This window comes from Kribbella sp. CA-253562 (genome assembly GCF_050942265.1).
In the GTDB taxonomy this organism is placed as follows: domain Bacteria; phylum Actinomycetota; class Actinomycetes; order Propionibacteriales; family Kribbellaceae; genus Kribbella.
The window spans coordinates 6670512-6690150 of the sequence record NZ_CP192049.1; the positions used below are offsets into that span (position 1 = coordinate 6670512).

The 19639-nt window shown below is 69.8% G+C and carries 21 protein-coding genes; 11 read left to right on the forward strand and 10 right to left on the reverse strand.

Features of this window, described 5'->3' with window-relative positions:
* The first annotated feature begins 22 nt into the window (after positions 1 to 22).
* From ACQPXM_RS31390 to ACQPXM_RS31405, 4 genes are all read left to right on the forward strand, one after another.
* Positions 23 to 211, forward strand: a complete 189-nt coding sequence (locus ACQPXM_RS31390; RefSeq protein ID WP_432940298.1) for a hypothetical protein — start codon at positions 23 to 25, stop codon at positions 209 to 211.
* A gap of 89 nt (positions 212 to 300) precedes the next feature.
* Complete coding sequence (locus tag ACQPXM_RS31395) at positions 301 to 930, forward strand: TetR/AcrR family transcriptional regulator (RefSeq protein WP_432940302.1); 630 nt, start codon at positions 301 to 303, stop codon at positions 928 to 930.
* A gap of 133 nt (positions 931 to 1063) precedes the next feature.
* A complete protein-coding gene (locus ACQPXM_RS31400) occupies positions 1064 to 1291 on the forward strand; it encodes a DUF3107 domain-containing protein (protein ID WP_077015542.1) in 228 nt (75 codons plus the stop codon).
* Positions 1292 to 1471: 180 nt separating this feature from the next.
* A complete protein-coding gene (locus ACQPXM_RS31405) occupies positions 1472 to 1750 on the forward strand; it encodes a GlsB/YeaQ/YmgE family stress response membrane protein (RefSeq protein ID WP_432940305.1) in 279 nt (92 codons plus the stop codon).
* A gap of 76 nt (positions 1751 to 1826) precedes the next feature.
* Here the strand turns inward: ACQPXM_RS31405 and ACQPXM_RS31410 are convergent, their stop codons facing one another.
* From ACQPXM_RS31410 to ACQPXM_RS31420, 3 genes are all read right to left on the reverse strand, one after another.
* The gene (locus ACQPXM_RS31410) at positions 1827 to 3482 is read right to left on the reverse strand and encodes a hypothetical protein (protein ID WP_432940308.1); all 1656 of its coding nucleotides are present in this window, start codon (positions 3480 to 3482) and stop codon (positions 1827 to 1829) included.
* 89 nt (positions 3483 to 3571) lie between these two features.
* Positions 3572 to 4108: a hypothetical protein gene (locus tag ACQPXM_RS31415; protein ID WP_432940310.1), complete on the reverse strand. Its 537-nt coding sequence runs from the start codon at positions 4106 to 4108 to the stop codon at positions 3572 to 3574.
* Positions 4109 to 4309: 201 nt separating this feature from the next.
* Positions 4310 to 4993, reverse strand: a complete 684-nt coding sequence (locus ACQPXM_RS31420) for a ferritin-like fold-containing protein (RefSeq protein WP_432940313.1) — start codon at positions 4991 to 4993, stop codon at positions 4310 to 4312.
* Positions 4994 to 5326: 333 nt separating this feature from the next.
* Here ACQPXM_RS31420 and ACQPXM_RS31425 point away from each other — a divergent pair, with 333 nt between their 5' ends.
* Both ACQPXM_RS31425 and ACQPXM_RS31430 read left to right on the forward strand, forming a co-directional pair.
* Positions 5327 to 7723: a DEAD/DEAH box helicase gene (locus ACQPXM_RS31425; RefSeq protein WP_432940316.1), complete on the forward strand. Its 2397-nt coding sequence runs from the start codon at positions 5327 to 5329 to the stop codon at positions 7721 to 7723.
* 139 nt (positions 7724 to 7862) lie between these two features.
* Entirely contained in the window at positions 7863 to 8774 is a 912-nt protein-coding gene (locus tag ACQPXM_RS31430; RefSeq protein WP_432940318.1) for a DUF4349 domain-containing protein, read from the forward strand.
* Positions 8775 to 8777: 3 nt separating this feature from the next.
* Here the strand turns inward: ACQPXM_RS31430 and ACQPXM_RS31435 are convergent, their stop codons facing one another.
* Positions 8778 to 9527, reverse strand: a complete 750-nt coding sequence (locus tag ACQPXM_RS31435; RefSeq protein ID WP_432940321.1) for a ParA family protein — start codon at positions 9525 to 9527, stop codon at positions 8778 to 8780.
* 86 nt (positions 9528 to 9613) lie between these two features.
* On the opposite strand from ACQPXM_RS31435, the gene ACQPXM_RS31440 reads away from it, so the two are divergent.
* From ACQPXM_RS31440 to ACQPXM_RS31450, 3 genes are all read left to right on the forward strand, one after another.
* Positions 9614 to 11128, forward strand: coding sequence for an MFS transporter (locus ACQPXM_RS31440; protein WP_432940323.1), 1515 nt, complete (start codon positions 9614 to 9616; stop codon positions 11126 to 11128).
* Positions 11125 to 11982: an alpha/beta fold hydrolase gene (locus ACQPXM_RS31445; protein WP_432940325.1), complete on the forward strand. Its 858-nt coding sequence runs from the start codon at positions 11125 to 11127 to the stop codon at positions 11980 to 11982. Before ACQPXM_RS31440 ends, ACQPXM_RS31445 begins: the two co-directional genes overlap by 4 nt.
* Positions 11983 to 12070: 88 nt before the next feature.
* A complete protein-coding gene (locus ACQPXM_RS31450) occupies positions 12071 to 13036 on the forward strand; it encodes an acetoacetate decarboxylase family protein (RefSeq protein WP_432940328.1) in 966 nt (321 codons plus the stop codon).
* A gap of 42 nt (positions 13037 to 13078) precedes the next feature.
* On the opposite strand, the gene ACQPXM_RS31455 is transcribed toward ACQPXM_RS31450, so the two are convergent.
* Together ACQPXM_RS31455 and ACQPXM_RS31460 are read right to left on the reverse strand one after the other, a co-directional pair.
* On the reverse strand, positions 13079 to 14110 hold the full coding sequence (locus tag ACQPXM_RS31455) for a hypothetical protein (protein ID WP_432940330.1): 1032 nt from the start codon (positions 14108 to 14110) through the stop codon (positions 13079 to 13081).
* Positions 14107 to 14622, reverse strand: a complete 516-nt coding sequence (locus ACQPXM_RS31460; protein ID WP_432940332.1) for an RNA polymerase sigma factor — start codon at positions 14620 to 14622, stop codon at positions 14107 to 14109. Before ACQPXM_RS31460 ends, ACQPXM_RS31455 begins: the two co-directional genes overlap by 4 nt.
* 182 nt (positions 14623 to 14804) lie before the next feature.
* Here ACQPXM_RS31460 and ACQPXM_RS31465 point away from each other — a divergent pair, with 182 nt between their 5' ends.
* Together ACQPXM_RS31465 and ACQPXM_RS31470 are read left to right on the forward strand one after the other, a co-directional pair.
* Positions 14805 to 15650, forward strand: a complete 846-nt coding sequence (locus ACQPXM_RS31465; RefSeq protein WP_432940335.1) for a hypothetical protein — start codon at positions 14805 to 14807, stop codon at positions 15648 to 15650.
* Positions 15647 to 15964, forward strand: coding sequence for a hypothetical protein (locus ACQPXM_RS31470; protein ID WP_432940338.1), 318 nt, complete (start codon positions 15647 to 15649; stop codon positions 15962 to 15964). Before ACQPXM_RS31465 ends, ACQPXM_RS31470 begins: the two co-directional genes overlap by 4 nt.
* Before the next feature lie 3 nt (positions 15965 to 15967).
* On the opposite strand, the gene ACQPXM_RS31475 is transcribed toward ACQPXM_RS31470, so the two are convergent.
* The 4 genes from ACQPXM_RS31475 to ACQPXM_RS31490 all read right to left on the reverse strand — a co-directional run bounded on the left by ACQPXM_RS31475 (position 15968) and on the right by ACQPXM_RS31490 (position 19579).
* A complete protein-coding gene (locus ACQPXM_RS31475) occupies positions 15968 to 16915 on the reverse strand; it encodes an ABC transporter ATP-binding protein (protein WP_432940340.1) in 948 nt (315 codons plus the stop codon).
* A gap of 5 nt (positions 16916 to 16920) precedes the next feature.
* Positions 16921 to 17748, reverse strand: a complete 828-nt coding sequence (locus ACQPXM_RS31480; RefSeq protein ID WP_432940343.1) for an ABC transporter permease — start codon at positions 17746 to 17748, stop codon at positions 16921 to 16923.
* A complete protein-coding gene (locus tag ACQPXM_RS31485; RefSeq protein WP_432940345.1) occupies positions 17741 to 18532 on the reverse strand; it encodes an ABC transporter permease in 792 nt (263 codons plus the stop codon). Before ACQPXM_RS31485 ends, ACQPXM_RS31480 begins: the two co-directional genes overlap by 8 nt.
* Positions 18533 to 18736: 204 nt before the next feature.
* A complete protein-coding gene (locus tag ACQPXM_RS31490) occupies positions 18737 to 19579 on the reverse strand; it encodes an alpha/beta fold hydrolase (RefSeq protein WP_432940347.1) in 843 nt (280 codons plus the stop codon).
* Positions 19580 to 19639: the final 60 nt, after the last annotated feature.

A 19639-nucleotide genomic window follows, 5' to 3' on the forward strand; every position in this document is an offset into this window, starting at 1 on the left:
TACCGAACCGATGGAGGAACCGATGTCCGAGCCCGAGGTCGATCTGCCCGCCGAGGCCCCGGAGGCCGACGTACTGGAGCAATACCAGTCGCCCGCTGGTCTGGACGCCGAGGAGGAACCGGCCGGCACCGTGCCGCCCGAGGCCGACCCGGCCGACGTCGACGAGCAGCGCCGATCCGTCGGGGACGGCGGCGAGGACGACTACCGCTAGGGGCGCGAACCACTACCGCTAGGTAGGATTCGGACGGTATACACCGGGGGCTGACGTCGTCCGGTGCCGCATCACCGTAAGGAGCCGATGTGTCGACGACACCGGAGACCGCACCGAAACGCGGCAGCCGCCTGCCCCGGCTGGCACGCCGCGCGCAGCTGCTCGAGGCGGCCCAGGAGGTCTTCGTCGCCAACGGCTACCACGCCGCCGCGATGGACGACATCGCCGACCGCGCCGGCGTCTCCAAGCCGGTCCTGTACCAGCACTTCCCCGGCAAGCTCGAGCTGTATCTCGCGCTGCTGGACAGCTCCTGCGAGGCGATCGTCGCCTCGGTGCGCGACGCGCTGCGCTCGACCGAGGACAACAAGCAGCGGGTCGCGGCGACCATTCACGCCTTCTACGACTACGTCGCCAACGCCCAGGGCGCGTTCCGGCTGGTGTTCGAGTCCGACCTGACCAACGAGCCGGCCGTGCGTGAGCGGGTCGACCGGGTCACCCAGGCCTGCGCCGAGGCCTGCTCGGAGGTGATCAGCGCGGACGCCGGGCTGAACAAGGAGCAGTCGATGGTGCTCGCGGTCAGCCTGGTCGGGATGGCCCAGGTCAGCGCCCGCTACTGGCTGGCCTCCGACAACCCGACGCTGGCCCAGCAGCAGGCCGCCGACCTGGTCGCCAGCCTGGCCTGGCGCGGCATCCGCGGCTTCCCCCGCACCGAGAGCTGACCCGGGCGCACCGCCCGTGGCGGACCGGGCGGTTCTGCTCTCGGCGGACTGGTGAGAGCCGCCCGCCGCCAGCGGATAGGCTCGACGAGGTACCGGCGAGAGCCGCCGGTCGGAACGTGCCCGGGAGGGTTCCGTGGAGGTCAAGATCGGCGTGCAGCACGCCAATCGTGAGTTGGTGCTGGAAAGCGAGCAGACCCCGGAGGAGGTCCAGTCGGCGGTGTCCGAGGCCCTGACCGGTGAGACCGGTCTGCTGACGCTGACCGACGAGAAGGGCCGCCGGGTGATCGTCCCGGCCGACCGGCTGGCCTACGTCGAGATCGGCGAGACGGCGATCCGCAAGGTCGGCTTCGGCGCGGTCTGAGACACTGCCCGGCCACGGTCCGGGATCGGTCCGGACTCGACCGCGTGTCCTGGTTGCGGAGCGCGCCGATCCGGGCACGATGAGGGATGAGACCTGCGTTCAGGTGGTCTGACGACGTACCCCCGTTTGACGGCGGGCACTGGACAGGCGCAGGTCACTCATCCCTCTCGAGGAGGAACCGTGGGATTTTGGGTCTGGATGATCATCGTCAGTCTGATCGCCGGCATCATCTTCGGGCCGCTGGCCCGCCTGGTGCTTCCCGGCAAGCAGAACATCAGTCTCGGTTGGACCATCCTGGGTGGCGGCATCGGCGCCTTCCTGGGCGGCCTGATCGCCTACTTCCTCGGTGTCAAGGACACCTCCGGCCCGGACTGGATCCAGTACCTGATCCAGATCGTCTGTGCCGCGATCGTGGTCGCGGTCATCTCGTCGCGGAACAGCGGCCGAGCCAGAGTCTGACCACAGTCCGACCGCACCATCCCAGCGGCCGCCACCCCACCCGGGGCAGGCGGCCGCTGTGCGTTCGGCCTCACGATCAATCCACGGCGGGGCACCCACCGTATCGAACCTGCACCAAGTAGGCGACGGCTAGCGTGAGGGCGGGATCAACGTCGAACCGGCGGGTCGACGCACCGCCCTCCGGCTGGGCAATCGATTGAACGTTCTCCCAGATGGGTGCATCACCCAGCGGCATCTCTGTGGGGTGGGCCGCGCACTTGACGCGGACGGCGTCAGTAAGCGCCTTCAGATCCGACGTCTTACCGGGGTGCGCGCCGGCGGGATCCGAGACTTCCCGCGAGAGTTTCGCTTCGAGTTGCGCAAACCGTGCTTCAGCGGCCGGCGCGACCGATGGGCACTTGCCGCTGTAGTACTCGAGTACCGCGTACGTATCGCCGTCGAGTCTTTGAAGTGCTGGCGGGAGCGGTTTCTCGACCAGTTGCGTCACCCCGATCCGCAGCGCCGTTCTGAGCGAGCCGGTGCACGCCAGATTCAGGCGCCTCGCCGCCTGAGCGACTGCCGCCAGTCGCTGCAGGTCGTGCCGGTCGCTGATGGTGCCGGCCTGGATCAATGCTTGGGCCGCTGCCTGCACATCATTCGGTTCCACCACCCACCCCCGAAGCCGCACTTGCAGCAGTACCCGATCACCAGGCGACAACGAGGCCAATCGCGGCCGCGGATAGTCAAGCGTCCCGCCGGTCAGCAGGTCGATCGTCTCGGCGACTTCCGCATAGACACCCGGATTCGCCTGCCAGATCGACCTCAAACCACCCCAAACCAGAATGTCACGCAGAATGCCCTCGCTCCGCGGCCCCAGCAGCGGGGGGCGCTGGTCGATCGTAGCGAGGATCTCGTCGTAGACCCGGAGGGCTACAGGATGCTGCTCGATCATGTCGCGTCCGGCGGCAATCGCGAGCTGCTGGCTCACGGCGACCAACTTGTCACGCAAGCGGGGGTCGGAACTCCGGTACTGCCGTCCAGGGGCCGCTGCTACCAGCGCACGAAGCTGGGCGACCTGCAGAGCCTGCAGACTGTGGCCCGTTCCCTTGGTCCAGCTCGATGCGGTCGCCCAGGCCTGGTCGAACAATTGCCGTTCTGCATTGGTGAACTCACAGGGGCGTTCGCCGATCACGGCTCTCAACTCGGCACGTGCCCCCAACTCCTCGACCGTTGTCACCGGCTTACACCGCCGATCGACGCGAGGGAAGCGCACTGCTCCAGCGCCGCCCGCTGTCGATTGGACCGAAGCGAGCAACGAAGCCGCTGCGATGATTCGGTAGTTGTCCGTCAGTTCGCCGGCAGCGCGCTCGACGGCGGACGCGATCGCGGCGAGCTGGTCCGCCGGTGGAACGTCACCAACCCGCCGCGAAGCCTCCACTGTGAGACGTGTCACCTCGAAGTCGTCCTCGCCGGACTCCCGATACATCGAGGAGGCCGGATTCCAGCCGGCATCCCGGTCAGCCCGCCAGGCGGCGAGCGCGCTGCCGTCGAGCCGGGCCCCCGCGGCCGACAGCGCGATGATCGCTGATGCCTGCTCGACTAGGGAACGGCGCCCATGCGGAAGCCACAAGTCCGGCAATTTTCCGCCGGCGCTCTGGAGCCCGCCTTCCAGCACGGCAACGGTTCGCTGCCGCCAGGCCACGGTCGGGTCCACTGGATTTGCGCGACCGCAGCCGGTGATGAACAACAGCAAAATCGCAGTAAGAACTATCGGTCTTTTCACAGCACTCCACCCGGTCCAATGGGAGGGGCGCGTGCCGTAGCGGCACGCGCCCCTGTTCATCAGTAGAAGCTGGCAGTGACGGTGTATCCGTACCATCCGCCGCCGTACTGGACGGCAGCCCGGTTGGTGGCCGTGATGGAGGTCAGATCAACGGAATCGCCGGTGCAGGCGACCCCATCGTGCTGGAACTTCGCGTAGTCAGAGTTCACCGCGCTGTAGGAAGTCGCGGCTACACACGCGTTTGATACCACCGAGAACGAGCCACCGCTGGCCGATACCGAAAGGCTGACACCGGAGATCTTGATCTCTGGCGTCACTCGGCTGCGGCTGGCCTTGATGCCCGCCGACGTGTAGACCGACGCGTAGTACTTGCTCACAGCCATTTTCTGGTACCCGTACCAGGTGGTCGATTCGTCGCCGTAAGCGCTCACGAACACCGTGTTCTTTGTTGCCCCCAAGCTGTTCAGGTTGAAGGTTTGCGCCCGCTGAAAGGTGTGATCCGCCGCCTGAGCGGTGGCGGGTAGCGCACAGACGACCGCTGCGGCCACTGTGGCTGCGGCCACAATTCCGCGCGCATATTTCGTGCTGATTCTCATGACGCCTCACGTGTGATCGAAATTCGCCGACTCCGGAATCGACTGGACGGCTCGATTCTCGATCAGCGTTCTCGGCGTCACCAGATACAACTGATACAGACACCCATGCAAACTTGCATGGGTCGGCGCATCGGGGATCGAGCCGGGTCCGGCAACCGTCCCCGCTCGGCGGTCCATCGATGTGTCAGTTGCCGCGCCCGACTACGGCTGGAGGCCGAGGGCGGTCATGCGGGCGGTGTGGGCCTCGGTCAGGCGGGTGAACATGCGGCCGATGGCGGCCAGGTCGAGGCCGGGGCGGTCGACGGAGCCGGCCAGCAGGGCGGCCAGGGAGTCGCGGTCGGCGGCGATGCGCTGCGCCTGGCTGAGCGCCTCGCCGACCAGCCGGCGGCCCCAGAGCGCCAGGCGGCCACCGAGCTTCGGGTCCTCCGCGATCGCGGCCCGGACCCGGTCCACCACGAACTCGGCCTGGCCGGAGTCGGCGAACACCTCGAGCACCAGCGCCCGCGTCTCCCCGTCCACGAACGACGCGATCTCGCGGTAGAAGTCGTTGGCCAGGCCGTCCCCGACGTACGCCTTGACCAGGCCCTCCAGCCAGTCCGACGGCGCGGTGTGGTCGTGGAAGGCCTCCAGCGGGGTGACGAACGGCTGCATCGCGTCCATCGGGTCCACGCCGAGCGCGACCAGCCGGTCACGCAGCTGCACGAAGTGGCCGAACTCGGTGGTCGCGAGCTGGGCCAGCTGCGCTTTGTCGTTGAGCGTCGGCGCGAGCTTGGCGTCCTCGGCGATGCGCTCGAAGGCGGTCAGCTCGCCGTAGGCCAGCACACCCAGCAGATCCACCGCCGCGGCCCGGTAGGCGGGATCGTCGAAGGCCGTCGTTTCGGTCATGGTCCGCACCATATCGGCCCACCGGTACCCGGAGGTGAAAACCGGGCTGGGCGGTGCTGACGCCGTTTACGGTTACACTGGACGGTGTTTCGCCGGTGACGCGCCCAGATGGGCAGCTGGTGCGAGCCGCTTGCACAGTGTCCCGCGCCTCACGATGAAGGGCACCGAGTGTCGTCACGACACTCCAACCCTGGCGCCGGCCCTGTGCATTCTGTCCGTACAAGCATGTGAGAGGCGATCAGCCTGACCACCTTCCGAGAGCTCGGGGTCCTGCCCGAGATCTGTGACGCGCTCGACCGCGTCGGCATCGTGGAGCCGTTTCCGATCCAGGAGATGACGCTCCCCGTCGCACTGATGGGCACCGACCTGATCGGTCAGGCCCGGACCGGGACCGGCAAGACCCTCGGGTTCGGCATCCCGCTGCTGCAGCGCACCATCTCCCCCGGCGAACCGGACTACGAAGAGCTGGCCGCGCCCGGCAAGCCGCAGGCCCTGGTCGTGACGCCGACCCGTGAGCTGACCATCCAGGTCGCCAAGGACCTGACCACCGCGTCCACCGTGCGTTCGGTGCGGATCCTGACCATCTACGGCGGGGTCGCCTACGAGCCGCAGCTGGAGATGCTGAAGAGCGGCGTCGACGTCGTCGTCGGTACGCCGGGCCGGCTGCTCGACCTGGCCAACCGCGGCGTGCTCGACCTGTCGCACATCAAGGTGCTGGTGCTGGACGAGGCCGACGAGATGCTCGACCTGGGCTTCCTGCCCGACGTCGAGCGGATCCTGCGCAAGACGCCCGAGCTGCGCCAGACAATGTTGTTCTCGGCAACGATGCCGTCGGCCGTGATCGGCCTGGCGCGCACCCACATGCGGCACCCGCTGAACATCCGCGCGGAGTCGCACGAGGACACCCAGATGGTGCCGACCACGGCCCAGTTCGTCTACCGGGCACACGATCTGGACAAGCCCGAGGTGGTGGCCCGGATCCTGCAGGCCGACGACCGCGGCCGGGTGATGATCTTCTGCCGGACCAAGCGCGAGGCGGGCCGGCTCACCGACGACCTGATCGACCGTGGCTTCAAGGCCGCCGCGATCCACGGCGACCTGAACCAGCAGGCCCGCGAGCGGGCGCTGACCCGGTTCCGCGGTGACAAGGTCGACGTGCTGATCTGCACCGACGTCGCGGCCCGCGGCATCGATGTCGAGGGCGTCACGCACGTCATCAACAACACCTGCCCCGAGGACGAGAAGGCCTACATCCACCGGATCGGCCGGACCGGCCGCGCCGGGGCCAGCGGCATCGCGGTGACCTTCGTCGACTGGCCGGACCTGGTCCGCTGGAAGACGATCAACAAGGCGCTCGACCTGCCGTACGACGAGCCGCAGGAGATCTACTCCACCTCGCCGGAGCTCTACCACGACCTCGGCATCCCGACCGACGCCAAGGGCCGGATCAAGCCGGCCCAGGACAAGCCGGAGCGCGACCGTCCGCCGCGGCGCAGCGAGGGCGAGTCGGGTTCGGCGCCGGCCTCGGGCGAGCGCCCGGGCCGCAAGCGCAACCGCAACCGCCGCCGGACCCGCAACGGCCGGACCGTCGAGGGCGTCGAGAACGTCGAGAACGTCGAGCAGAAGACCGACCAGGACGTCACCGCGAAGACGCTGGTCCCGCCGACCCCGGAGACGTCGACCGAGGCCGCCGAGCACACGCCGTCGGAGCGCAAGCCCCGCCAGCGCACCCGTCGCCGCCGTGGAGGCGACCGTGGGGAGAGCGCAGAGTCGCTGTCCCCGCAGCCGATCGCGGAGGCGAACGCTGCCGACGCGACCACCGCGGACCGGAGTACCACCAAGGCAACCACCGCCGAGCGGACCGCTGCCGAGGCAACCACCGCGGAGCCGGCTGCTGCCGAGGCGACCGCGCCGGTCGACGAGAAGCCGCGCCGGACTCGTACGCGTCGACGCACCGAGTCGGCGACCGCCGAAACGTCCGCCGTCCAGACGGAGTCGGCGACCGCCGAGACCTCCGTCCAGACGGAGGCACCGGCCACCGAGGCGGAGGCCGCACCGGCATCTGCCGCGGCGACCGAGGCTCCAGCTGTCACCAAGGCCCGGTCCGCCAAGGCAACCGCGGCGCCGACCGCTGACGCGGAAGCCGCTCCGGCGGACAAGCCCGCCCGGCGGACTCGCACCCGCAAGGCTGCAGCCACAGAGACTGCTGCCCCGGAGGCCGCCGCCTCGGAGGCTGTCGCTCCGGGGACCGCTGCGCCTGCCGAGGAGAAGCCCAAGCGGACGCGGACTCGCAAGGCCGCTGCCACCGCCGAGGTCGTTGCCGAGGCCCCTGCGGCCGACGTACCGGCTGAGGCTCCGGCGCGCCGTACGCGGGCTCGCAAGGCGGCCGAAGCTCCTGCTGAGGTGGCCGTCGACGCACCCGTCGAGGAGAAGCCAAAGCGGACCCGGACGCGGAAGGCCGCGGCTGCGGCCGAAGCTGCTCCGGTAGCGGCTGAGGCCCCGGCCGAGGAGAAGCCGAAGCGGACGCGGAAGAAGGCTGCCCCGGCGCCGGCCGAGGAGGCACCGGCCGTCGAGGACGCTCCGGTGGCCAAGAAGGCCGCGGCCAAGCGGACCCGGAAGGCGGCCGCCAAGCCGGCTGCCGACGTCCCGGCGGAAGCGGCCGAGGAGAAGCCGGTCAAGCGGACCCGCAAGAAGGCCGCCACCACACCGACCTTCACCGCACCGGAGTAACACCGAACGAACAGCAACCCCGTCCAGCCACCAGGCTGGGCGGGGTTTTCTGTTGCCGGACCGTGACCGCACGCCGCAACGCCGGACCCCCGCCCGGCCGTCCTAGGTGGACAGATCGTCGAGGGGAAAGGTGTGGGCGATGGCGAAGACAGGAATCACCGCCGTGGCGGCAGGGGTCGTGCTGGCGGCCGTGGTGCTGTCGGGCTGCAGTGGCAGTGGCAACGAATCGAGCTCGTCGGCCGGGGACGCCGCGGCCCCGCAGTTCAGCGACGCACAGCCGCAGGGCGAAGCGGGATCGACCGGCCAGGCCGCGCCGAAGGACAAAGGCGGGGCCCCGGCGCAGCCCGCGCTGACCAGGGCGATCGTCAAGACCGGTTCGCTGACGATCGAGAACGAGGACGTCGACAAGCAGCGCCAGGCCGCGATTTCCGTCGTCACCGGCCTGCGTGGTCAGGTCGCCTCCGAGGACACCGGCAGCGACAGCGACGGCCGGATCACCCGCGCGAACCTCGTGCTGAAGGTGCCGACCGCGGCGTACGAGACCGCGATCGAGCGCCTCTCCGCGCTCGGCACGCGAACCGCGATCCACCAGGAGTCCAGCGACGTCACCGAGCAGGTGGTGGACGTGGACAGCCGGATCGCCTCCCAGCGCGCCAGCCTGGAACGGATGCGCGCTCTGCTGGCGAAGGCGACCACGATCGCCGAGATCGTCTCGGTCGAGTCCGAGCTGACCCGGCGCGAGGCCGACCTGGAAGCCCTGCTGGCCAAGCAGAAGGCGCTGTCCGGGCAGACCGAACTGGCCACGCTCAGCCTGGTCATCGCCGAGCCGGGCAAGGCGCCGGTCGAGGCCAAGGACGACAAGGGATTCCTCGCCGGGCTCGCGGGTGGCTGGAACGCCTTCACCGCAACGTTCGTCGCGCTCGCGACCGTGCTGGGCGCGCTGCTGCCGTTCCTGATCGTGCTGGCGTTGATCGTGGTCCCGCTGTGGCGGTTCCGGCACCGCCTGCGCCGTACGCCGGTCGCCGCGCCGTCGACGCCCGACCGGTCCTGAACCTCAGAGCAGCGACTTGGCCAGTTCCCGGTACGCCGCCGCGCCGGGCGTCGCCGGCGCGGTGGCCAGGATGGTCTGGCCGATCGCCGGCGCCTCGGCGAAGCGGATCGACTTCGGGATCGCGGGCTGCAGCACCGTCAGCTCGTAGGTCCCGGCGATCGTCTCCAGCACCGTGCGCGCGTGCGTCGTCCGGCCGTCGTACAGGGTCGGCAGCACGCCGAGGATCTCGAGGCCGGGATTCGTCAGCTGCTGGACGTCGTGGATGGTGTCGAGCAGTTGGCCGACTCCGCGGTGCGCGAGCGTCTCGCACTGCAAGGGAATCAGCACCTCGGACGCGGCGGACAGCCCGTTGACGGTGAGCAGGCCGAGCGTGGGCGGGCAGTCGATCAGGATCCAGTCGTACGACGACGCCAGCGGCCGCAGCGCCGTGCGCAACGCCTGTTCCGCGCTGCTGTCGCGGGACAGCCGCACCTCGGCCGTCGCCAGCTCGATCGTGGCGGGCACCAGGTCCGGCCCCTCGTCGAGCGCGATGAGCACGTCGCGGACCTTCGCCGCCCCGAGCAGGACGTGGTGCAGCGAGGTGTCGAGGTCTTCGGGATCGACGCCGAGCGAGAAGGTCAGACAGGCCTGCGGGTCCAGATCGACCAGCAGCACGCGCTGCCCGAGCTCGGTCAGGGCAGCACCGAGCGAGGCGACGGTGGTCGTCTTGGCCACCCCGCCCTTCTGATTGGCGACTGCCAGCGTCCGCGGCACCCGGCCATTGTGCCGCACGGTGGAACACACCGCCTGCCGGGGCGCCTGTTGACTTAAAGCATTGTTGAAGTTTCAGGATGTTCGGCATGACGACGACCCTGGAGACGACACCACGGGCGACCCGCCGCGAGTGGCTGGGACTCGCCGTACTGGCTCTGCCGACGATCCTGCTCGGCCTGGACATGACCGTGCTGCACCTGGCCGCGCCGATGCTGAGCGCGGATCTCGGTCCGAGCAGTTCGCAGCTGCTGTGGATCATCGACGTCTACGGCTTCGTGGTGGCGGGGCTGCTGATCACGATGGGCACGGTCGGCGACCGGATCGGCCGCCGCCGGCTGCTGATGATCGGCGCGGCCGGGTTCGCCGGCGCCTCACTGCTCGCGGCGTTCGCGACCAGCGCCGAACTGCTGATCGCCGCGCGGGCCCTGCTCGGACTGGCCGGCGCAACGCTGATGCCGTCGACGCTGTCGCTGATCAGCAACATGTTCCGCGATCCGCGGCAGCGCCAGCTGGCGATCGCGATCTGGATGACGAACTTCATGCTCGGCGGAATCGCCGGTCCGCTGGTCGGCGGCGTCCTGCTCGAGCGCTTCCACTGGGGCTCGGTGTTCCTGATCGGCGTCCCGCCGCTGCTGCTTCTGCTGGCCGTGGCCCGCCCGCTGCTGCCCGAGTTCCGCAACCCCGGCTCCGGCCGGATCGACCTGGCCAGCGTCGCGCTGTCGATGGGCGCGATCGTCGCGGTGGTCTACGCGCTGAAGGAGACGGCCAAGGACGGCCTGCACGTCACGACGCTCGCCGTACTGGCTGCTGGGCTGGTGGCCGGCTACGCCTTCGTACGGCGTCAACTGACGCTCACCGAACCCCTGCTGGACCTGCGACTGTTCCACCGGACCGCCTTCAGTGTGTCGCTCGGTGCACAGACCTTCGGCCTCTACGTCCTGGCGGCCATGCAGTTCCTCGCGGTCCAGTACTTCCAGCTCGTGCTCGGCCTGTCCCCGCTGGAGTCGGGCCTGTGGATGCTGCCGATCGCCGCGGCCGGCATCGTCGGCACACTGGGCGCGCCGTTCGTCGTACGCCGGCTGCCCGCCGGTACGGCGATGACGCTCGGCTTCCTGATCGCGGTGCCGGGTTTGGCGCTGATGGCGCTCTCCGGCCGGGCAGCGGTGGTTGCAGGCCTGACGATCGCCAGTCTGGGCATCCAGGTTGTGCTGGCTCTCACCTACGACCTCGTGGTCGGCAGTGCTCCGCCCGAGCGCGCCGGAGTCGCCTCTGGCATGGGTGAGACCGGCACCGAGTTCGGGATGGCGCTGGGCGTGGCGGTGTCCGGCAGTCTGGTGACGGCGGTCTACCGCGGCCAGGTGACCGAGCAAAGCCTTCCCGCTGGAGTGTCCAGCGAGGCACGAGACACGCTGGGCGGTGCGGTCGCGGTCGCCGAGCACCTGCCGCAGCCGCTCGCCCGAGAGGTCCTGGAGCTCACCAGAGCGGCGTACACGGACGGCGTACAGCTCGCGGCGCTGGTCAGCCTGGGCATCATCGTGGTGCTGGCTGTGGCGACCGCCACCCTGTTGCGGACCAGGCAGCGGGATACCGTGGAGTCGTGAGTACGCCGCGCACCCTGACCCTGCCCGACGGAGTCCGTCCCGTCACCCTCGACACCGACCGAGGCAGCTTCGCCACCTTGCAGGCCGTTCCGGACGTCGGTACGCCGCTCGGCACCGTGCTGCTGGTCCCGGGCTGGACGGGCAGCAAGGAGGACTTCACCCCGCTGGTCGACCACCTGGCGCGCTTCGGCTGGCGCGCGGTCGCGGTCGACCAGCGCGGCCAGTTCGAGACGCCGGGCCCGGCCGATCCGTCGGCGTACACGCTGGCGGAGCTCGCGCTCGACGTGGTCGCGATGAGCAAGGAGCTCGGCGGCTACAGCCAGCTGGTCGGGCACTCGTTCGGCGGTCTGGTCGCGCGGGAGGCGGTGCTGGCCGACCCGTCGGTGTTCTCCACCGTCACCCTGCTCTGCTCGGGTCCGGGCGGCTTCAGCGACGAGGCGAAGGTGCAGGCGCTGCAGATGCTGGCCTTCGGCCTCGACAACCTGCCGATCGAGCAGGTGTACGACCTGAAGCTCGAGCACGACAGCAAGGACCCGCGGTACGTCGCGCCGGCGACCGAGATCGCGGCGTTCCTGCGCAAGCGGTTCACCGGCAACGTGCCGGCCAGTCTGGCCGAGATCACCAAGCGGCTGATCGACGCCGAGGACCGGACCGAGCAGCTGGCCGAGTCCGGCGTACGGGTGCAGGTCGCGTACGGCGAGAGCGACGACGGCTGGCCGCTGGCGGTGCAGGACCGGATGGCCAGGATCCTCGGGGTGAAGCCGCAGGTGATCGCCGACGCCGGGCACTCCCCCGCGATCGATCAGCCGGCCGCGACCGCGCGGATCCTGGTGGATTTCTTCCACGACCGCTGACCGGCGACAGGTTGGTCGTTGCCAACGGCATCGATCTGACGATCCGGTGGCGATCGGACGTCTATTCGCGCTGCCTAGCGTTGCGCGCATGACAACCGAAAGCACAGACCGTACGGGCTCGGTCAATCGCCGTAGCCTGCTCGGTGGTGGACTCGCGGCCACGGTCGCGGCGTCCACTCTGACCTCGCCCGCCTCCGCGGTCGGCACTTCCGGCACCACTTCCGCCACCGACACCGCGCTGCCGCCCGGCGAGCTCAAGGGCTACAGCCTTCCGCTGAGCGCGCGCGGTACGGCCAACATCGTCGGGGCCCCGCCCTGGCACTACGTCGGCGACCTGATCGGCGCCGAGTTCTGGACCTCCGCCGACGCGGCCGCCGCGGCACTGCCGGCCGGGCTGACGCCCGACCCGGTGACAGCCGGCCACGGCTATGCGCTGTTCATCGACTGGCAGTTCTCCGGGGACCACCAGGAATACCTGGATCCGGACCGCAGCCTGTACTCGGAGTTCCTGGTCCTGCTCGACGCGCAGTTCAAGGGCGCGCCGGTGGCGTGGTGCCCGTACATCTACGTCGACAACGACGCGGCGCTGGCCCGCGGCTGGTTCCAGGGCTTCCCGAAGAAGCTCGGGGTGATCAAGCAGACCCGGGCGTTCCCGGTCGCCGGCCACGCGGCGCCGGTGGTCGGCCCGGGCGGGACCTTCGCGGCCGCGATGTCGTCGGCCGGCCGCCGCCTCGCCGAGGCCCGGGTCACCCTGGAGAAGCCGAGCGGCACGATTCCCGCGCTGGGCCGGCCGATCGTCAACCTGCGCCACTTCCCGCGGCTCACGGCCGGCAACTTCGACAACCCGGCGGTGCACGAGCTGACCCAGTCGATCCTGGAGAACCCGACCGTCGCCAACGCGTGGTCCGGGACCAGCGATCTCACCTTCCTGCCGGCGCCCGGCGAGGAGCTGGCCGACCTGAAGATCATCCGCAAGGGAATCGGCTTCCGCGGCAGCCTGTCGTACTCGGTACGCGATCTGAAGATCCTGACCGGGCCGGAAGCGACCAGCTGATCCAGGCGCCCTCCGGCCCGCTTGGGCCGGAGGGCTCGTTCTCTAGGAAACCGGCCGGATGTACGGCTTCAGATCGAGCGTGTCGAGTCCGATCGGCTGCAGCGCGGCCACGGTCTTCTCGTCCACCACCCGCAACTCGACCCGCACCGGCCGGTCGCCGGGGCCGAGACCGACCGCGGTGATCCCGTACTCCGCGGCCGGCAGCGCCTCGACGGCCTTCTGCTGCTCGGCCGCCTCCGCCTGGCTCACCTTCACCTGCGTCACGCACAGGTTGCCCGCGACCAGCGGCTCCAGCGCCCGGCGTACCGTCGCGACGTCTCCGTGCGCGACGCCGATCATCACCACGCTCGGCTTGTTCGGCGGGGCTCCCGGTTCGATCGCGGTCGGGAAGCCCTCGGGCCAGCCGATCCACGGGTTCTGCAACTGGCTGGTCCGCGCCTTCACGAACTGCTCGACCGCGGGAGTGATCGACTGACTCGCGTCCCCGGGCTTCCAGCCTCCGGCCGGAGCCGCGCACGGCACACCCGGCGCCGGTTCCTCGGGTTGCGCCTGAGTCGGCGGCCCTTGCTGCTCGACGGCGATCGAGCCTGCTTTCCACGTGCCCACCAGGCGAGCCTGGCCCGATTTCACCCCCTGGATCACGCTCAGACCGACCAGGCGGCTCAGGTCCACCCCAGTCAGGTCCACCGCTGCACCCGGTGGGCACGCCGGCGGCATTCCGCCGGGGCCGAGCTCCGCGGTCGTCGGCAACGGCAGGCAGTACCGGACCGGTACGCCGGGCGCCGCGACCACCCGACCGCTCACCTCGACCCGGTCGCCGTCCCGCACCTCCAGGGGGTGTGCCTTGTCGTTGCTAGGGGCAACCACTGGATCGTCGCCGCTCGGCAGCCAGATCAGCGCCGCCGTCGCGATCACCGCCACGCTCGCGGCCGCCAGCGCCGGGACCACCCAGCGCCGCGGCTTCCGGCCGCGAGTGATCCGCTCTAGGTCCGGCTCCGGCGCCGACGGCTGCCCGGCCCGCCACCGAGAACCCGCCTGCCGCAGCAGCTCGTCGATCTCGTCGGTCGGTGTCATTCGCTGACCTCCAGCAAGGACCGCAGGCGAGCCCGCGCATCGGAAAGAGTTGATTTCACAGTGCCCTCGGAGCACCCCATCACCGCCGCCGTGTCGGCCACCGACAGGTCGGCGAAGTAGAAACAGTCCACCGCCAGCCGCTGCCGCGCCGACAGCGCCTCCATCGCCTGCCCGACGTCGACCCGGCCCTCGACATCCCCGCGCGCCTCGACCACGTCGCCCTCTGCCAGCTCAGCCACCGGCCGAACTCGCCGGGCCGCCTTGCGCGCCTGATCGGCCGTGATCGCCAACAACCACGCCGACGCGGATCCCCGCGCCGCGTCGTACTGCCGGCGCTTCATCCAGGCCCGCGCCAGCGCCTCCTGCACGATGTCGTCGCGATCCGCCCCCACCGCCAGTCGAGCCGCCACCCGAGCCATCGCCGGCAGATGCGGCCGCACCCACGCGACGAATCCGGCGCCGTCCTCCGGAGGCACCACCACCCCACCCCGCTCGATCACCGTCGCAGCCACACCCTGTCTACCCTCTCCACCCCCCACCCGGTTGGGTCCCACCCTCCAGAACAGCAACGACCCCGTTCCCACCAGGTCACACGCCGCCGGTCCGCGGGGTTATCCACAGATCCGGATTTCCACCCCACAGCCACGTCGCGAATAACTACCGTCGAAGGACCACGACCACCTGGGGGACCACGATGCCAGCCGCCACGCCACCACCCGACCTGCCCGAGCCCACGGAGCTGCACGCCCGGCTCAGCACCCACGGGGAGCTCGACTGGGGCGACCCGCTGCCGACGTGGGCGGAGATCGGCGCGGCGTACGGGCCGGACGCGACGGCGCAGAGCGCCAGGTTGTTGGCCCGCTCCGCGCAGGTCGAACCTGCTGTGACCGCTGACATCCTCGACGCGATCGGTTCCGAGGGGTTCTCCTACCGCCTGCAGAACCGGCTGAAGTCCCCGCAGTCGCTGGCGCGCAAGATCAGCACGCAGACCGACTACCGCCGGGACAAGGGACAGCAGCAGCCCGAGGACGTCCTGCGCTACACGGTCGGCACGGACCATCCGCATCAGCTCGTCGAGACCGCGATCAGGACCGTGGACCGGCTGCTGGCCAAAGGCTGGACGACGCAAGCCGCCCGTCAGTCGTACGTCGACCGGAGCCGGTACAAAGGCGTGCACGTCGTCCTCCGCACCAGGGGACAAATCGTCGAACTCCAGGTGCACTCCCGCGAGTCGCTGAAGGTGAAAGAGGCAACCACCCAGCTGTACGCCGTACAGCGTGATCGCACCCAATCGCCAGCAGCTCGCGCTCGAGCGGGCCGGGACGCGGTCGCCATCTCGGCCGCGATGACCGAACCGGACGGCCTGGCGGGCCTGAAGACATTGGGCGGGGTCCCGGTCGTCCCCAGACGGTACGGCGACCGGAACGCCGCGAACTCCAGGGGGTGCGGGCCCGTCGAGACCGATCGCCCCACCGTCCGGGACAATCAGCACCGAGAGCACCACCGGCAGCAGGACCGACAGGATGGGATGTCACGATGACGCGGCTGTTTGTGATCAAGAACGACGACGGCAGCGACCTGTGGGTGGCCGCGGTGATCGACCAGGACGTGTGGACCTACGTCGCGAACACCGGCAAGTTCCACCGCAACGAAGGTGCCAGCGACGACTTCTTCTTCCGCAACGAGCTGGAGTTCTCCGACATCGGCATCGCCGAGGCGCGGCGACTGATCGCGGCCGGCGTCGGAACGGTCGACGAGCAGCGGTGGCCTGACTCGGTCAGCCGGTGGCGTCAGGACCCGAGCCCGATGGACCCCGACGTCGTCTTCGCCTCGCTGGCCGCGGATCTCGGGTAGCGCTCAGCTGCCGGCGTACAGCTTGGTGATGATGGATTCGATCGGGGGTTCCTGGACCGACAGATCCACCAGCGGGTACGTCGCGGCGATTTCGGCGACGAGTGGGGCGGCTGAGGTGGTGGGTGGGAAGGAGAGCCACTGGCGCGGGCCGTCGGTGCGGGTGACGGTGGCGCCTTGGACGGTGATCGGCGGGTGTGGCGTGGCCAGGTCGACGACCAGCGTGCGCGGGGCGGACTGGGAAGCGCGCAGGCCGGCGAGGGTGCCGTCGTAGACCTGGTGGCCGTGGTCGATGACCATGACGCGGGAGCACAGGGCCTCGATGTCGTCGAGGTCGTGGGTGGTGAGGATGACGGTGGTGCCGCGGTCCTTGTTGAGCTGGGCCAGGAACGACCGGAGGCGCGCCTTGCTGACGATGTCCAGGCCGATGGTGGGTTCGTCGAGGTAGACGATCTCGGGGTCGTGCAGCAGGGCGGCGGCGATGTCGCCGCGCATGCGTTGGCCCAAGGAGAGTTGGCGGACGGGGACGTCGAGCAGGTCGCCGAGGTCCAGGAGCTCGACGAAGGTCGCGAGGTTCTCGCGGTGGCGGTCGCGCGGGACGCCGTACATCTTCTGGAGCACGGCGAAGGAGTCCTTGAGCGGCAGGTCCCACCACAGCGTGGTGCGTTGGCCGAAGACGACGCCGATGCGTTTGGCCAGCCGGGTGCGGTGGCGGGACGGGTCGACGCCGGCGACCCGGATGGTGCCGCTGGTGGGGACCAGGATGCCGGTGAGCATCTTGATCGTGGTGGACTTGCCGGCGCCGTTCGGGCCGATGTAGCCCATCACCTCGCCGGGCTCGACGGTGAACGACAAAGCGTCGACCGCGCGGACCTCGCGGCGGGTGCGACGCAGGCCGGTGCGGGTGGAGACGGTGAACGCGCGGGACACCTGGTCCAGCTCGATGACGGGCACGACGATCAACTCCCGGTACTGCGGTAGCGACGGAGACCGCCTCGCCAGGCCAGCGACGCGATCGCGGTCATCACGACCGCGACGGCCGGGGCCAGCAGGCCGATCCAGGACGGCAGGCCCAGCGGGGCCGGTTTGCCCAGCACGTAGAGCACCGGGTAGTAGTTCACGAAGGCCAGCGGTACGACGAACGTGACGGCGCGCACGATGTCCTGGCCGAAGATCGACAGCGGGTACTGGGTGAGCTGCTGCCCGCCGTAGGTGAACGAGTTGGCCACTTCGGCGGAGTCGATCGAGACGAACTGGAACGCGCCGCCGAGCACGAAGATCGCGGCGAAGATCAGCGCGCCGCTGACCAGCGAGAGGGTCAGGAACAGCACCTTGCCGACGGTCCAGTCGATGTCGACGGCACCGATGCCCAGCCCGAGGATCAGTCCGGCCTGCAGCGGCCGGCCGAGCCGGCGCAACGCGAAGTTGTCCGCGACCGCCTGGACGAACGCCGGGACCGGGCGGACCAGCCAGACGTCCAGGTCGCCGGAGCGGATCCGCTGCCCGACGCGTTCGATCGAGCCGGTGACCAGGTCGGCGATGCCGAGCGTCATCGAGGCGGTCCCGTACAGCAGCGCCATCTGGCCCAGATCGAAGCCGCCGAAGCTCTCGATGTGGCTGAACATCAGCAGCACGGCGACGAAGTCGGTCACCGTGACCAGCGCCGAGCCGATCAACAGGAACACGAACGACGCCGGGTAGGCCAGCGAGGACCGGATCCACATCAACACCAGCATCCAGTACTGACCCGGCCAGACCATTGCCCTGCGCAACGACAGGTCAGCCACCCTGGATCACCACCTTCCGGGTCGCCAGAACGGTCGCGAACCGCCCGATCAGCAGCAGCACGACGATCCAGCCGAACTGGAACGCGAGCGCCCGCGACGGCAGGTCCTGCCCGAGCCAGACGTCGATCGGCACCTGCATCGTCGCCGCCCACGGTGTCGCTCGCGCGAACTCACCGAACCAGCCCGGGAACACCACCAGCGGCAGGATCGTGCCGGAGAAGAACAGCGACAGCACCATCGCCAGTCCCTCCAACCCCCGCGAGTCGGTGATCCAGAACCCGGACAACGCGACCAGGTACCGGATGCCGAAGCTGACCAGGATCCCGAACGTCAGCGCGATCCCGACCGCGAGCCCCTGCACCGCGGACGTCGGGAAGCGCAGGTCGAAGACCAGTGAGCCGACCAGCAGCGGTACGCCGCCGCGAGCCAGCAACTCGAACGCCGCCCGGCCGGCGTCCACCGACAACCACCACAGCATCAGATGGGTCGGCCGGTACAGGTCGACGGCGATGGCACCGGTGCGGATCCGCTCGCCGAGCTCGACGGTGGTGCTCGCGCCGAAGATCCCGATCGGCGACAGCAGTCCCTGCTGCAGCCAGACGAACGTGAGCGCGTCGGTCACGTCGTACCCGCCGAGATTCGGCCGCTGGTCCCACAGCGTCAGGTACACGCCGCAGAAGATGAAGCCGAAAACCGTGTTGGTGAACGCGCCCGACAAGGTGGCGATCCGGTACGTCGAGAACCGGCGGAACGACCGGACCGCGATCGCCCAGTAGACGCCCACGGCAACCTCCTAACACTGTCGCGAAGGTGGTGTCCGAGACACAGCGGCACGCTGAACTGCCCCGGATCCAGAAGGACCCGGGGGTTCGGACACCACTGTGGCGGCGCGCCGAAGCACGCCGTTGTCAAGGGAAGGACAGTGACGGTACGCCGGGCCGCCGCGGGGCGTCAACTGCTATTGCGGCTGCCCGCAACCGTGCCGGGATCAGCCGGTCAGATCCGATTCGAGCAGCCGGCTGAGCAGGGTCGCGAAGGCGACGGGATGGGTCGCGTAGCCGGTGTGGCCGCCGGGGAACGTGACGACCGGCCAGCCGATCTCGTCGGCGATGACGGCGATCGCGCGGGCGGGCAAGTGTTCGGCGGAGTCGGCGCCGGCCGCGGGCACGATCTTGGCGGCGACCTCGCGCAGCGCACCCAGGTCCGGGCGGTAGCGGGTGAACGGCAACAGCTTGTGGGCGAAGAAGTTGTCGGCGTTCGCCAGCATCCGCTCCACGGCCTGCCGGTACTCCGGCCGCAGATCCTCCAGCGCCGGCCGGTCGTCCTCGTCCAGGCCCAGCCCGCCGGCGAACAGGCGCAGCGCCACCATCGCACCGTCCTCGGCGTAGGTGGCGTGCACGTCCTCGAAGAACGCGTGCGCGGTCGCGGCATCCGGCAGTACGCCGACCGCCGGTGGCTCGTGTGCGATCAGCATCCGCACCCGATCGGGGTGCCGCGTGATCAGCTCCAGCCCGGTGACAGCCCCGGACGAGCTCCCGAACACGTACGCCGCCTCGCCGCCGCCCACCGCGTCGATCAGCGCCAGCGCGTCCTCGGCCGACCAGTCGACCCGCTCGTCAGCCGGCCGACCGTCGTACGGGCTCCTGGAGTTGCCGCGCGGGTCGTAGGTGACCACGGTGTAGTCGGCCGCCAACTGCCCGACCACCAGGTCGAAGACGCCCCCGTCGGTGAGACCGCCCGCGATCAGCAGCAGCACCGGACCGCTCCCGGTCACCTCGTAGTGCAACGTCGCGCCCGGCACGGCCAGCTTGTTCACGGTTTTCGTGGTCATGGTCACCCCTCTGTGGTTCGGTGACCCCAGCCTCCGGCACCCCGCTGGCACGGCACGCAC

Coding starts and splice junctions, on each gene's coding strand:
- ACQPXM_RS31390 (WP_432940298.1), top strand. CDS start 23: ATGTCCGAGCCCGAGGTCGATCTGCCCGCCGAGGCCCCGGAGGCCGAC.
- ACQPXM_RS31415 (WP_432940310.1), bottom strand. CDS start 4,108: ATGAGAATCAGCACGAAATATGCGCGCGGAATTGTGGCCGCAGCCACA.
- ACQPXM_RS31420 (WP_432940313.1), bottom strand. CDS start 4,993: ATGACCGAAACGACGGCCTTCGACGATCCCGCCTACCGGGCCGCGGCG.
- ACQPXM_RS31425 (WP_432940316.1), top strand. CDS start 5,327: ATGACGCTCCCCGTCGCACTGATGGGCACCGACCTGATCGGTCAGGCC.
- ACQPXM_RS31430 (WP_432940318.1), top strand. CDS start 7,863: ATGGCGAAGACAGGAATCACCGCCGTGGCGGCAGGGGTCGTGCTGGCG.
- ACQPXM_RS31440 (WP_432940323.1), top strand. CDS start 9,614: ATGACGACGACCCTGGAGACGACACCACGGGCGACCCGCCGCGAGTGG.
- ACQPXM_RS31450 (WP_432940328.1), top strand. CDS start 12,071: ATGACAACCGAAAGCACAGACCGTACGGGCTCGGTCAATCGCCGTAGC.
- ACQPXM_RS31455 (WP_432940330.1), bottom strand. CDS start 14,110: ATGACACCGACCGACGAGATCGACGAGCTGCTGCGGCAGGCGGGTTCT.
- ACQPXM_RS31465 (WP_432940335.1), top strand. CDS start 14,805: ATGCCAGCCGCCACGCCACCACCCGACCTGCCCGAGCCCACGGAGCTG.
- ACQPXM_RS31470 (WP_432940338.1), top strand. CDS start 15,647: ATGACGCGGCTGTTTGTGATCAAGAACGACGACGGCAGCGACCTGTGG.
- ACQPXM_RS31490 (WP_432940347.1), bottom strand. CDS start 19,579: ATGACCACGAAAACCGTGAACAAGCTGGCCGTGCCGGGCGCGACGTTG.